Source organism: Micromonospora taraxaci (assembly GCF_007830095.1).
In the GTDB taxonomy this organism is placed as follows: Bacteria; Actinomycetota; Actinomycetes; order Mycobacteriales; family Micromonosporaceae; genus Micromonospora; species Micromonospora taraxaci.
Genome location: NZ_VIWZ01000001.1, coordinates 2,417,351 through 2,430,875 on the forward strand (window position 1 = coordinate 2,417,351; position 13,525 = coordinate 2,430,875).

The 13,525-nt window shown below is 71.6% G+C and carries 10 protein-coding genes; 8 read left to right on the forward strand and 2 right to left on the reverse strand.

The genetic code is table 11. The features are described from left to right. Window positions 1-107 precede the first annotated feature (107 nt). On the forward strand, window positions 108-920 hold the full coding sequence (locus tag FHU34_RS11395) for a DUF3097 domain-containing protein (RefSeq protein ID WP_145779923.1): 813 nt from the start codon (window positions 108-110) through the stop codon (window positions 918-920). Between the two features lie 155 nt (window positions 921-1,075). Here the strand turns inward: FHU34_RS11395 and FHU34_RS11400 are convergent, their stop codons facing one another. Then, entirely contained in the window at window positions 1,076-2,389 is a 1,314-nt protein-coding gene (locus tag FHU34_RS11400) for a serine hydrolase domain-containing protein (RefSeq protein ID WP_145779924.1), read from the reverse strand. A 112-nt stretch (window positions 2,390-2,501) separates the two neighbouring features. Here FHU34_RS11400 and FHU34_RS11405 point away from each other — a divergent pair, with 112 nt between their 5' ends. The 4 genes from FHU34_RS11405 to FHU34_RS11420 all read left to right on the forward strand — a co-directional run bounded on the left by FHU34_RS11405 (window position 2,502) and on the right by FHU34_RS11420 (window position 7,383). Then, a complete protein-coding gene (locus tag FHU34_RS11405) occupies window positions 2,502-2,975 on the forward strand; it encodes an NfeD family protein (RefSeq protein ID WP_145779925.1) in 474 nt (157 codons plus the stop codon). A gap of 5 nt (window positions 2,976-2,980) precedes the next feature. Continuing rightward, on the forward strand, window positions 2,981-4,087 hold the full coding sequence (locus FHU34_RS11410; RefSeq protein WP_145779926.1) for an SPFH domain-containing protein: 1,107 nt from the start codon (window positions 2,981-2,983) through the stop codon (window positions 4,085-4,087). 153 nt (window positions 4,088-4,240) lie between these two features. Then, window positions 4,241-5,008 carry a hypothetical protein gene (locus FHU34_RS11415; protein WP_145779927.1) on the forward strand — a complete coding sequence of 256 codons (768 nt, stop codon included), beginning with the start codon at window positions 4,241-4,243 and terminating at the stop codon, window positions 5,006-5,008. 176 nt (window positions 5,009-5,184) lie between these two features. Further along, on the forward strand, window positions 5,185-7,383 hold the full coding sequence (locus tag FHU34_RS11420) for a transglycosylase domain-containing protein (protein WP_244311615.1): 2,199 nt from the start codon (window positions 5,185-5,187) through the stop codon (window positions 7,381-7,383). 13 nt (window positions 7,384-7,396) lie between these two features. On the opposite strand, the gene FHU34_RS11425 is transcribed toward FHU34_RS11420, so the two are convergent. Further along, complete coding sequence (locus FHU34_RS11425) at window positions 7,397-9,247, reverse strand: thiamine pyrophosphate-requiring protein (RefSeq protein WP_145779929.1); 1,851 nt, start codon at window positions 9,245-9,247, stop codon at window positions 7,397-7,399. A gap of 118 nt (window positions 9,248-9,365) precedes the next feature. On the opposite strand from FHU34_RS11425, the gene FHU34_RS11430 reads away from it, so the two are divergent. The 3 genes from FHU34_RS11430 to FHU34_RS11440 all read left to right on the forward strand — a co-directional run bounded on the left by FHU34_RS11430 (window position 9,366) and on the right by FHU34_RS11440 (window position 13,508). Continuing rightward, the gene (locus FHU34_RS11430; RefSeq protein ID WP_145779930.1) at window positions 9,366-10,187 is read left to right on the forward strand and encodes a TrmH family RNA methyltransferase; all 822 of its coding nucleotides are present in this window, start codon (window positions 9,366-9,368) and stop codon (window positions 10,185-10,187) included. 46 nt (window positions 10,188-10,233) lie between these two features. Next, window positions 10,234-11,685: an argininosuccinate synthase gene (gene argG, locus FHU34_RS11435; protein WP_145779931.1), complete on the forward strand. Its 1,452-nt coding sequence runs from the start codon at window positions 10,234-10,236 to the stop codon at window positions 11,683-11,685. Window positions 11,686-11,792: 107 nt separating this feature from the next. Continuing rightward, complete coding sequence (locus tag FHU34_RS11440; RefSeq protein ID WP_450011817.1) at window positions 11,793-13,508, forward strand: PucR family transcriptional regulator; 1,716 nt, start codon at window positions 11,793-11,795, stop codon at window positions 13,506-13,508. Window positions 13,509-13,525: the final 17 nt, after the last annotated feature.

Here is a 13,525-nt window from a genome sequence, read left to right on the forward strand (position 1 = left end):
CGGCGAGGCCGGGGCTGTGCGGGCAGCATCGGTGCCGGGTGTGGTGGGGAGTCTGGGGGCGGTGTGTCGGGAGGTGGGGTGGAAGTCGGGGAGTTAGCGTGATCGACATGGCGGGGCGATACGGCGAAGACGTGTTGGCGGGGGACTGGCGGCGGCGGAAGGTCACCCCCGAGGTGGACGCCGAACCGGACCTCGTGGTCGAGGACGCCGACTCGGGGTTCTGCGGCGCGGTGGTCGGCTTCGAAGCCGGCGCGGTCGTGTTGGAGGACCGGCACGGCAAACGGCGCAACTTCCCGTTGCTACCCGCGGCGTTCCTGCTCGACGGTCGTCCGGTCACCCTGCGCCGGCCCACCCGCGCTCCGGTGCCGGCGGCCCGTCGACGCACGGCGTCCGGCTCGGTGGCGGTGGACAACGTCCGGGCCCAGGTCGCCAAGTCGAGCCGCATCTGGGTGGAGGGCATCCACGACGCCGCGCTGGTCGAGCGGATCTGGGGCGACGACCTGCGCATCGAGGGCGTCGTCGTGGAGCCGTTGGACGGCATCGACGACCTCGACGCCGACGTACGCGACTTCGGCCCCGCCCCGACCCGCCGACTCGGCGTACTCGTCGACCACCTGGTGCCGGGCAGCAAGGAGAGCCGCATCGTGGCCCGGGTGACCTCGCCGTACGTGCTGGTGACCGGCCACCCCTACGTGGACGTCTGGCAGGCGGTCAAGCCGGCAGCGCTGGGCATCGCGGCGTGGCCGGTGGTGCCGCCGGGGCGGCCGTGGAAGGAGGGGGTCTGCGCGGCCCTCGGGGTGGCCGAGCCGGCCGACATGTGGCGGCACATCCTGTCCCGGGTGAACAGCTTCGCCGACGTGGAAACCCCGCTGATCAACGCCATGGAACGCCTCATCGACTTCGTCACCGAGCCAGCCTGACCCCCCGCCCCCGCCCCCGCCCGCCCGCCCCCCGGCCCAAGATCCGCGCAGTTTCCCTGATGTTGCTGTCTCATCGGGTGCGGAGGCAGCAACATCCCTGATGTTGTGCGGATCTTGAGGCAGGGTGGGCGCAGGGTGGGCTGGGCGGCGTGCTCTCAGGGCTCCTGGTCGGGGGTGCGGGTGTAGACGAAGGTGGCGACGTCCAGCGCGACCGCCCGGCCCTGCTCGTCGCGGTGCACAGTGAGGATCTCGCCGTCCTGTCCACCAGCCCGTCCACGCCAGCGGTCGGGGCCCTCGGCGACGAAGTGGAGGTTCGGTGCGCCGACCGGGCCGGCGCGCAGGTCGCCGTTGGCGTCCGCGTACACCTCGATGGTGGTGCCCATCCACCACCAGCGGCCGGTCAGCTCGGCGAGTTCGGCGGGCGGCGGGGTGGTGGCCGGCAGCCAGGGGGCGACCGGCGCGGGTTCGGCGTCCAACACCACTGTGAGCAGCCGTCGTCCGAGCGCGCCGAGGTGAACGTTGCGCAGGGTGTACGCGTTGACCAGGCCGACCACGGCGGTACGGCTGGGCCGGTGCACGGCCAGCGAGGCGCCGTAGCCGGGCATCGATCCGCCGTGTCCGACGTACACCCGGTTGCCCTCCCGGAACAGCTCCAGGCCGAGGCCGTGCCCGTGGGTCCAGGCCTCGTGGTCGCTGATGACGACGGGGGAGCACATCTCGGTCAGTGTGTCGGCGGCCAGCACCGACGGGTCGGGGTCGGCCAGGAACGCGGCCCACCGGCCCAGGTCCTCGATCGTGGACCAGAGCTGCCCGGCGGGGGCCATCGCGCCGGTGTCGGTGCGCGGCTCCTCGCGCAGGGTGTCGTGCCAGGGGTGTACGACGTAGCCGCGGGCGTACGGCTCGGTCGCGTCGTACGTGGTGCGAGCCATGCCCAGCGGAGTGAGGATCCGCTGGCCGAGCAGGTCGACCCAGGGTGTTCCGGTGAGCGCTTCGAGCACGCCGCCGAGCAGTCCGTACGCCAGGTTGGAGTAGTGGTACGTGGCGTGCGGCGGGTAGGCGATCTTGTGGGCGGTGACCCCGGCGAGCAGGGTGGGCAGGTCGACGCCCTCGGTCCGCTCCCACCAGTCGCCGTCGGGTTCGCGCTGAAGGCCGCTGGCGTGCCCGAGGAGTTGGCGCACTGTTAGCGTGCCGAGGCCGGTGCCCGGTAGGTGCTTCTCCAGCGGGTCGTCGACGGTGAGCCGGCCGGCGTCGCGCAGCTGCATGATCAGGGTCGCGGTCATCGTCTTGCTGATCGAGCCAAGCCGGTACTGCAGGTCGACGTCCGGGCGGGGGTGCTCGCCGGCGGTGGCCAGGTGCGTCAGGGTGCCGTCGCGGACGACGCCCACCACCAGCGACGGGGCGTGCCCGTCACGCTGTGCCTGGGCGACCTGGTCGTCGATCTGTCGGGCGGTCTCGGGCAGCAGGGGCAACGGGGTCTCCTCGGGTCGGTCGGGCGCCCGGATCAGGGTCAGAGAGGGCCCCGCCGAGCCTACTGATCTTCGCGGGGAGGCCGCGCGTGCATTTGCGTGTCACGATCGTGGGGTGGACGCGGTGGTGTGGATCGTATTGGGTGTGTTGCTGGCGGTCGCCGAGATCTTCACGACGACGCTATTCCTGATCATGTTCGGGGTCGGTGCGTTCGCCGCCGCCGGGGCCGCCGCTCTGGGCGCGCCGGTGGCGGTGCAGGCGCTGGTCTTCGCTGTGGTGTCGGCGTTGAGCCTGGTGGTGGCCCGGCCGGTCATCCGGCGGCACCAACGGTCCGCGCTGGACAACGGCGAGCAGCCGTTCGGCGTGGAGGCGATCGAGGGCTCCACGGCACTGGTGCTGGAACGGGTGGACGCCGAGCACGGTCTCGTCAAGATCGACGGCGAGCTGTGGACCGCCCGGTCGTACGACACGACGCAGGTTCACGACCCCGGTCAACGGGTTCGGGTGATAAAGGTCCGGGGCGCGACCGCCCTGGTGTGGCAGGACGATGTTTCTTCCCCCGGCGAGCTGCCGGAAGCGAGAGGGTGAACGGGATGACAGTCATTGGGGTGCTGATCATCGCGGTGGCGTTGATCGCCGTGATAACGCTGGCGAAGGCGGTGCGGATCGTGCCGCAGCAGCGCCAGGACGTGGTGGAACGGCTCGGTAAGTACAAGCGCACCCTCAGCCCTGGCCTCAACCTGCTGGTGCCGTTCATCGACGCGGTTCGTACCAAGGTCGACATGCGGGAGCAGGTGGTCAGCTTCCCGCCGCAGCCGGTGATCACCTCGGACAACCTGGTGGTCTCGATCGACACGGTCCTCTACTTCAAGGTGGTCGACTCGGTTCGCGCGACCTACGAGATCTCCAGCTTCCTGCAGGCCATCGAGCAGCTCACCGTCACGACGCTGCGTAACGTGATCGGTTCGCTGGACCTGGAGCGGGCGCTGACCAGCCGCGACGAGATCAACCGGCACCTGTCCGGTGTGCTGGACGAGACCACCGGCCGCTGGGGCATCAAGGTGACCCGTGTGGAGATCAAGGCGATCGAGCCGCCGGCCAGCATCCGCGACTCGATGGAGAAGCAGATGCGCGCCGAGCGGGACCGTCGCGCGGCGATCCTGACCGCCGAGGGGCACAAGCAGTCGCAGATCCTCACCGCCGAGGGTGAGAAGCAGTCGGCGGTGCTGCGCGCCGACGGTGACCGGCAGGCCCGCATCCTGCAGGCCGAGGGTCAGGCGAAGGCGATCCGCACGGTCTTCGACGCGATCCACCAGGCGAACCCGAGCCAGAAGGTGCTCGCCTACCAGTACCTGCAGGCCCTCCCGCAGATCGCCCAGGGCAGCGCCAACAAGGTCTGGATCGTCCCGGCCGAGCTGACCAAGGCCCTGGAGGGGATGGGTGGCGCCCTCGGTGGGTTGAGCCAGATGGTGGGGGATCTTCCCGCGCCGGAGGCCGCGGACCACGCGAGCCAGGTGGAGCGCGAGGCCGCGGAGGCCGCGCAGGCCGCAGCCGCGGCGGCCCAGCAGATCCACGACGAGGTACGCGTCGCCGAGGCGCAGGCCACCGGCGGCAACAAGCCGCAGGGGCTGCCGGCACCGGAGCCGGTGTCTCCGCTGAGTCTGGTCGAGGACCCGGCCGACCAGCGCGAGCGCGGCTGATCCGGGTACACAGGCCGGCAATGCACCGTTAATACGAGAAATGCTCATGGGGCGCTCCGACGCCTGCCACGATCGGTCCTAGGACGGGTGGTGACCAGGCAATCGGGGCGCCCCGGCGCGTCTCGCACCGCTCGTGGACGAGCGAGGTGACGCATGAAGGATCCGGCGAAGCGGATGTGGTCCTCGGCCCCGGTGCGCGGCGCGCACGACCCGATCGCACCGCTGGGCTCCCGCCGCACCGGTGGCGGTTTCGGCGTACTGCCCTTCGTTGGCGAGCCGACCCCTGGCGCTCCGGCCACGAACGCCAGTTGGGCCTGGTCGGTGCGGAAGTTCGCGCGGGCCGCCGTGTGGCTGCTGCCCGCGTACGCCATCCTCTACGGCGCGGTGGCGATGGCCAGCGACGGCGGGGTGGGCAACGACCCCTATCCGGCCGACGGTCGGGCGGTGTACCTGATCGGTTGGGTGGCCGCGGTGTGGCTCGGCCTGCTCGCGCTGCTGGCCCTCGCCGGGCTGCTCGCCGCGACCCGCAGCCGCCGGGTGGCCGCCGCCGGGCTGCTGGTCAGCATCGCCGGCACGGTGCTGATGCTGCCCTTCGCCGGGCTCGCCGAGCAGACGCCGGTCTTCGGCACCACCGCACGGTCGCTGGTCCTGCTCGGGGCGACCTTCTACAGCGTGGGCTGGTTCCTCACCGGGTGGGCGGTGGCGCGCTCGGGCACGTTCAGCCTCGGCGACGGCGTCATGTTGATCATCGCTGCGCCGCTTCTCGGCCTCGGTGGCGCCCTGATCGGTTCGCTCCAGACGTTCGGCGCGATCTTCGTGCTGATCGCCGGCATCGGCATCGGCTACCGCTCCGGCCGCCTGATGCCCCGTGAAACCGCACGAGACGCCGCCAGCGCCAGCCTGAGCACCCCAGCCCCTTGACCACTCTTTCCCGGTTGATCATGAAGTTATTGCCCTCCACGGCGGCGTGTCGCGGCGATAACTTCATGATCACCGAGGTAGGAGGGTGGGGGTTGGCTGGTGGGGGGCCGTGAAGTTGCTGACAATCCTGCTGCGGGGCTGGCCGGTTGGCGTTTTTTGTGGCAATCCTGGGGAGCATGGCCGCCTCCCGCTCGCCGCTGTCGCGGCTGTTCACCGTGCTGTTCGCCGGCGTGCTGGCCGGGCTTGTCCTGGCAGTCGCCGCGCTCCCGGGCAACCTGCTGCTCGGGCTCAGCGCCCGCGCCGCCCTCGGGTCGTACGCCGCGTTGCCGGCCTCACTGAAGACCCCGGCCACCCCGCAGCGCTCGTACCTCTACGCCAACGACGGCAAGACGCTGATCACCACGTTCTACGACGTGAACCGTACCGACGTCCCCCTGTCGGAGATCGCCCCGGTGATGCGGCAGGCGATCGTGGCGGCCGAGGACCGGCGCTTCTACGACCACGGTGGCGCTGACCTGCGCGGCCTCGCCCGGGCGCTGGTGGCCAACGTCAAGGGCGGCGGCACCGAGCAGGGTGGCTCGACGCTGACCATGCAGTACGTCCGCAACGTGCTCAAGACCGACCCCACCCGCACCGCCGAGGAGCGCGCCGCCGCCACCGACCCCACAGTGGGCCGCAAGATCCAGGAGATCAAGTACGCGAGTGCGCTGGACAAGAGCCTCGGCAAGGACGAGATCCTCGACCGGTACCTGAACATCGCCTACTTCGGCTCCGGCGCGTACGGGATCGCGGCGGCCAGCCAGCGGTACTTCGGCAAACCGCCGGCACAGCTGACCCTCGCCGAGTCGGCCCTGCTCGCCGGCCTGGTGCAGTCCCCGGACGCGTACAGCCCGATCGACGGGGACAAGAACGAGGCGCTGGCCCGCCGGTCGTACGTGCTGGACTCGATGGTCGCCACCAACGCGATCACCGCGGCGCAGGCCGCCCAGGCCAAGGCGGAGCCGCTGACCCTGCACCCGACCGCCCAGCCCAACGGCTGCACCGCTGTCTCCCAGGGCCACGACGACTGGGGATTCTTCTGCGACTACCTGCGTCAGTGGTGGCGGAGCCAGCCGGCGTTCGGTGCCACCGTCGCAGAGCGCGAACAGGCCCTGCGCTCGGGCGGCTACACAGTGGTCACCACGCTGGACCCGAAGATCCAGGCCACCGCGCAGCAGCAGGCCACCAAGGTCTACGGGTACGACAACAAGCGCGCCCTGCCGATCGCGGCGGTCCAGCCGGGCACCGGGCAGGTGCTGGCGATGGCGGTCAACCGGCACTACAGCCTGGCCGACAACCCGGCCGGGCAGGCGAACCACCCGAACACCGTCAACCCGTTGATCTCCGGCGGGGCCAGCGTCGACGGGTACCAGGCGGGTTCGACGTTCAAGATGTTCACCATGCTCGCCGCGTTGGAGTCGGGCCGTACCCTCTCCACCGGCTTCGACGCGCCGGCCAAGCTGCCCACCCGGTACGCCGCCGAGGGGCCGGGCAGTTGCGACGGCCGCTGGTGCCCGGCGAACGCCAACCCGGACTGGATGGACGGGTACCGGATGATGTGGGACGGCTTCGGCCGCTCGGTGAACACCTACTTCGTCTGGTTGGCCGAGCAGGTCGGCCAGGACAAGGTGGTCGAGATGGCGCAGCGGCTGGGCATCACCTTCCGCGCCGACTCGGACGCGGCCTTCGCTAAGAACAACGCCGCGAACTGGGGTTCGTTCACCCTCGGCGTGGCCGCCACCACCCCGCTGGACCTGGCCAACGCGTACGCCACGGTGGCTGCCGAGGGCACCTACTGCACGCCGGTGCCGGTGGTCTCGGTGACCGACGCGAGCGGTGCGAAGGTGCCGGTCGGTCAGCCGTCCTGCAAGCGGGTCCTCGACCCCGACGTGGCCCGTGCCGCGACCGATGCCGCTCGCTGCCCGGTGGGTCAGCAGTCCGCGTTCGGGCAGTGCAACGGTGGCACCGCGACCGGTGTGAACGGCATCCTCGACGGCCGGCCGGTGGCGGGTAAGACGGGCAGCTCGGAGCAGAACTCCACCGAGACGTTCGTCGGTTTCACCCCGCAGGTCGCGGTGGCCGGCATCGCCGCCAACCCGGACGACCCGGCCGACTCGGTGGGTTCCGCGGTGCAGACCAAGGTGATCGACGCGGTCGCCCGGGTCATCGCCACCGCCGTCAAGGGCCAGCCGGAGAAGGCGTTCGCAGCGCCCAGCAAGGAGCTCGCTGGCGATCCCCGCCGCCCGGTCGAGCGCCCGGCTGTCCCGCAGACCCCGCAGAACCAGAACGAGGACCGCCTGTCGCCGCTGGAACGCTGGCTGAACCGCCGAGGCTGACCCCACCCGGGGGTCAGCGGTCGCGGCGGCGGCGGGGGCGGTAGCTGGCCAGGGTGGCCGGTAGGCCGCGGCGGACGATTCCGGCCCAGTCGGTGTCGCCCCGCAGCACCGCCGCCGCGGTCTTGCGGGCCTGCTCGGCGGTGAAGTGCGGCGGGAGCATCAACTCGGCCGGGTCGACCAGGGCGTTGATCACCACCGGCCGGTCGGCGGACAGCGCCCGGTCCCACACGCTGGGCAGCTGCTCCGGTGAGTCGACCAGCTCGCCGCGCAGCCCGAGCACCTCCGCCCACTGGTGGTAGGCGATGTCCGGCAGCTGTTGGCTGTCCGGGAACATCGGCGTCCCCTCGGTGGAGCGCTGTTCCCAGCTGACGAACGCCAGGTCCCGGTTGTTGAGCACCAGCACCACGAACCGGGGATCGGCCCAGCTACGCCAGTACTTGGCCACGGTGATCAGCTCGTTGACACCGTTCATCTGCATGGCACCGTCGCCGATCAGCGCGACCAGCGGCCGGTCCGGGTGGGCGAACTTGGCGCTCAGCGCGTACGGCATGGCACCGCCCATGGACAGCAGCGTGCCGGACAGGCTGGCCAGCATCCCGGGGCGGACCTGGATGTGCCGGGCGTACCAGGCGGTGGTGGTGCCGCAGTCGACGGCGAGCAGCACATCGTCGGGCAGTCGTTCGTTGAGGGTGTGGAAGAGCAACTGCGGGTTCACCGGGTCGGCGGCCTGCTCGGCCAGGTCGCGTTGCACCCGACGCCAGGCCGAGGTCGCCTCGGCGATCTCCGCCCGCCAGGCGGTCGGCGCGGGGCCGGGGCCCAGCTCGTCCAGCAGCGCCCGCACAGTGGGGCGGGCGTCGCCGGTCAGGTTCACCTCGGTCGGGTACCGCAGCCCGAGTTGGGTGCCGTCCAGGTCGATCTGCACCGCACGGGCCTGTCCGGGTGGCGGGTAGAACTCCGAGTACGGCATGTTGCTGCCCACGATCAGCAGCCGGTCGCACCCGGTCATGAGCTGCCAGCTCGGTCGGGTGCCGAGCAGCCCGATCGCGCCGGTCACCCACGGCTCGCGGTGGTCGACGGCGGTGAAGCCGAGCAGGGCGGTGGCCACGCCGGCGCCGAGCCGGTCGGCGATCTCGCGGACCTCGTCACGCGCGCCGAGCGCGCCCTGCCCGACCAGCATCGCGACCCGCTGCCCGCCGCGCAGCACCTCGGCGGCTCGGCGTACGTCCGCCTCCGGCGGCACTGTCGGCGTGCTGCTCGGCGCGTTGCTGGTCTGGTAGTAGCCGTGCGCGTGCGGCGGGTCCACTACTGCCGGCTCGTCCTGGATGTCCAGGGGGAGGACGAGGGCGGTGACGGTACGTCGGGCCAGCGCCGTGCGGCACGCGCGGTCGACCAGGTGCCGGACCTGCGCGGGGTGGTCGAGCTGGGCCAGGAAGGCCGCCGCCACGTCCTTGTAGAGGGCGAGCAGGTCGACCTCCTGGTAGTAGCCGCCACCTTCGGCGGTGGTCGCGGTGTGCCCGACCAGGGCGACCACCGGCTGGTGGTCGAGCTTCGCGTCGTACAGGCCGTTGAGCAGGTGGATGGCACCGGGTCCGCTGGTGACCAGGGCGCAGCCCAGCGGCCCGCCGCCGTACTTGACGTGCGCGGACGCGGCGAAGCCGGCGGTCTCCTCGTGGCGTACCTGGATGAACTGGGCGCGCTCGTTGGTGCGTTGCAGCGCGGAGGTCATGCCGTTGATGCCGTCGCCGGGGTAGCCGAAGTAGCGATGCACACCCCAGCTGAACAGTCGTGACACGATGTGGTCGGCGACGGTCGGGTGCCGGGGCAGAGCGCCCGCTTGGTGCGGTGCCGTGTGGTCCGTGCTCACCTGGCTGGTCCTTCCCGTCGGATCCCTGCTGTCCCGGTCATTCCCCTTCGTCTCCGGACAAAACACCCCGCCTGGCAGGCGTCGGAGTGGGAGGCTCGCCGTCCGGCAGAATCGTCGGGTGACCGTCCACCAGATCACCGACCCTGACGACGACCGGATCGCCGACTACCGAGCGCTCACCGACGTCGAGCTGCGCACCCGCTGGGAACCGCCGCACGGACTGTTCATCGCCGAGGGGGAGCTGGTGCTGCGCCGGGCGCTGCGCGCCGGCTACCCGGCCCGGTCGTACCTCGTCGACGCCAAGCGGGTCGACCAGCTCGCCGACCTGGACACCGGTGAGGCGCCGGTCTACGCCGCGACGCCTGACGTGTTGCAACAGGCCACCGGTTTCCACGTACACCGTGGGGTGTTGGCGTCGTTCCACCGCCGGTCGCTGCCGACGGCGGCCGAGGTGCTCGCCGCCGCGCGCCGGATCGTGATCCTGGAGGACGTCAACAACCACACCAACCTCGGGGCGATCTTCCGGGGTGCCGCCGCGCTCGGCATCGACGCGGTGCTGCTGTCGCCGACCTGCGCCGACCCGCTGTACCGGCGCAGTGTTCGGGTCAGCATGGGGGAGGTGTTCGCGGTGCCGTACGCCAAGCTCGATCGCTGGCCGGCGGGCCTGGACCAGGTACGGGACGCGGGCTTCACAGTGCTCGCCATGACGCCCGCGCCGGATGCCGTACCCATGCAGCGGTTGACCCCGGCGCAGCGCGAGCGGGCGGCGTTGCTGCTCGGTGCGGAGGGCCCCGGCCTCACGGCGGCGGCCCAGTCGGCCAGCGACGTGCGGGTGGTCCTCCCGATGCGACGTGGGGTCGACTCGTTGAACGTGGCCGCCGCGGCGGCGGTGGCGTTCTGGGAGCTGGGCCGCGACGACCCGCCGAGCGACAGCGAGTAACCGCTTCGACTTGCATGGCCATACGTTCTATTGCATAATTTTCCCCGTGTCCAAGGTTCTCACCTCCCTGCCCACCGGCGAACGTGTCGGCATCGCCTTCTCCGGCGGCCTCGACACCTCTGTAGCTGTCGCGTGGATGCGCGACAAGGGCGCGATTCCCTGCGCCTACACCGCCGACATCGGCCAGTACGACGAGCCCGACATCGCCTCGGTGCCCGGTCGCGCGCTCAGCTACGGCGCCGAGTTGGGCCGCCTGGTCGACTGCCGCGCCGCCCTGGTCGAGGAGGGCCTCGCCGCGCTGACCTGCGGCGCGTTCCACATCCGTTCCGGCGGGCGGGCGTACTTCAACACGACCCCGCTGGGCCGGGCCGTCACCGGGACGCTGCTGGTGCGGGCGATGATCTCCGACGACGTCCAGATCTGGGGCGACGGCTCGACGTTCAAGGGCAACGACATCGAGCGGTTCTACCGGTACGGCCTGCTGGCCAACCCGATGCTGCGGATCTACAAGCCGTGGCTCGACACCGCCTTCGTCACCGAGCTGGGTGGGCGTAAGGAGATGTCGGAGTGGCTGCAGGAGCGCGGCCTGCCCTACCGGGACAGCACCGAGAAGGCCTACTCCACCGACGCCAACATCTGGGGCGCCACGCACGAGGCGAAGACCCTGGAGCACCTCGACACCGGCATCGAGACGGTCAACCCGATCATGGGAGTCCGCTTCTGGGACCCGTCGGTGGAGATCCCGACCGAGGACGTCACCGTCGGCTTCGACCAGGGCCGCCCGGTGACGATCAACGGCAAGGAGTTCGGCAGCGCCGTCGACCTGGTGCTGGAGGCCAACGCCATCGGCGGCCGGCACGGCCTGGGCATGTCCGACCAGATCGAGAACCGGATCATCGAGGCCAAGAGCCGGGGCATCTACGAGGCGCCCGGCATGGCGCTGCTGCACTACGCGTACGAGCGGCTGGTCAACGCCATCCACAACGAGGACACCCTGGCCAACTACCACAACGAGGGTCGCCGTCTCGGCCGACTCATGTACGAGGGCCGCTGGCTGGACCCGCAGGCGCTGATGCTGCGCGAGTCGCTGCAGCGCTGGGTCGGCACCGCCGTCACCGGCGAGGTGACGATGCGGCTGCGCCGGGGTGAGGACTACTCGATCCTCGACACCACCGGTCCCGCGTTCAGTTACCACCCCGACAAGCTGTCCATGGAGCGCACCGAGGACTCGGCGTTCGGCCCGTCGGACCGGATCGGCCAGCTCACCATGCGCAACCTGGACATCGCCGACTCGCGGGCGAAGCTGGAGCAGTACGCCTCCCTGGGCATGGTCGGCGGCGCGGCCCCGCAGCGGGTGATCGGCGCCGCGCAGGCGGCCTCGACCGGGCTGATCGGCGCGATGCCGGAGGGCGGAGCGGAAGCCATCGCCTCCCGGGGTGTCGCCTCCGCCGAGGACGAGGCGCTCGACCGCGCCGCCATGGAGTTCGGCGTCGACTGAGTCCGTCCTACCACGCCGCCAGGCCGGGGCAGGCCCACGCCGCCGCCCCGGCGCGCGTCGCCGGCCGCTGTTCGAGATCCGGCGTCACGGACGGTAGCGTGGCGGCCGTGTTCCCTACCGTCCGTGAGGTCCTCGCCCTGGACCCCGTCCGCCACGGCGCGCCGCGCGTGGTCGCCGGAGACGCGGGGCTGGACCGGCCGGTCCGGTGGATACACATCGCCGAGGTGCCGGACATCGCCACCCTGCTGGGCGGCGGCGAGCTGGTGCTCACCACGGGCATCGGTCTTCCCGGCGACGACGCGGGCCTGCGCGCGTTCATCGGCGACCTCGCCGACGTCGGCGTCTCCGGACTCGTCGTCGAGCTGGGCCGCCGCTACCTCACCGGGGTGCCCCGGGTGATGGTCGCCGCCGCCGAGCGGCGCGGGCTTCCCCTGGTGGAGCTGCGTCGGGCCACCCCGTTCGTGCGGATCACCGAGGCGGTGCACGCGCTGATCGTCGACGCGCAGCTCACCGAGCTGCGCGCCACCGAGGAGATCCACCAGCGCTTCAACGACCTGTCTGTCGAGGGCGCCGACACCGCCGAGGTCATCCGGCAGGCCGCCGAACTGTCCGGGTGCCCGGTGGTCCTGGAGAACCTCTCCCGGCAGGTGCTCGGGTACGACCCGGCGGGCGAGAGCGCCGAACTGCTGCTCGACGGCTGGGAGCAGCACTCCCGGCGGATCCCGCTGACCGGGCGCACCGCGTACGACACGGACAGCGGCTGGCTGGTCACCGCCGTCGGCGCGCGAGGTCAGGACTGGGGGCGGCTGCTGCTGCGCTGGCCGGCCAGCGGCGACGTTCCCAGCGCCCAGTCCGGCGAGCCGACCGCCGGCCCGCCCACCCGGCTCACCATCCTCCTCGAACGGGCCGCGTCCACCCTCGCGTTGGGTCGGCTGATCCGGCGTGACGCCGAAGGGCTGGAGCGGCAGATCCACCGCACCCTGCTCACCGCGCTGCTCGACCACTCCCGGCCGGTGGACGAGGTCGCGCTGCGGGCCAAGGCACTCGGTGTGGTGCTCGACCGTCGGCACCTGGTCGGCGTGATGGTCCGACACCGGGCCGAGGACCTGGTTGGGGAGAACGGCCCGGAGGCGGGTCAGGCCCGGCTGCGGGACCTCTCCGAGGCGGTCGGTCAGGCGCTGCGGGAGGCGAAGCTGACCGCGCTGACCAGCGCTGTCGACGACAACTCGGTGGGCGTGCTGCTGGCTCTGACCGACCCGGCCGCCGAGGACCGCGCGCTGTCCGCGTTCGCCACCACACTCCGTCGGGTACGCCTCGACTCCGGCACGGCCCGGGCGACATCCGGTGCCGACCCGGCCCGGGGTGTCGGGGCGGGCGCGGTGATCGTGGCCGCCGGTTCCGGGGTGGCGAGCCTGCGGGAGGCCCGACGTTCGTTGGTCGAGGCACGGCAGATCGCCGAGGCCGCCCGCCGGGACCGGCGGGACCTGCCGATCTTCCGTCTCCCGCACGTCGGCCTGGCCGGGCTGCTGCACCTGCTGCGCGACGAGCCCCGCCTGCAGACCTTCGTGGAACGTGAACTCGGCGCGCTGTTGGAGTACGACGCCCGACACCCCCGGGAGCAGTTGCTCGACACCCTGCGCGCGTACCTCGAACAGGGCCGCAACAAGACCGCGGGCGCCGCCGCCGCCCACCTGTCCCGGCCCGCGTTCTACGAACGCCTGGCCCGCATCGCCCGCATCCTCGACGTCGACCTGGATTCGGTGGAGGCCAGCCTGTCCCTGCACGTGGCCCTGCTGGCCCTGGAAGCAGTCCGAACCCCCTGACCCCTCCCACCCCGGCG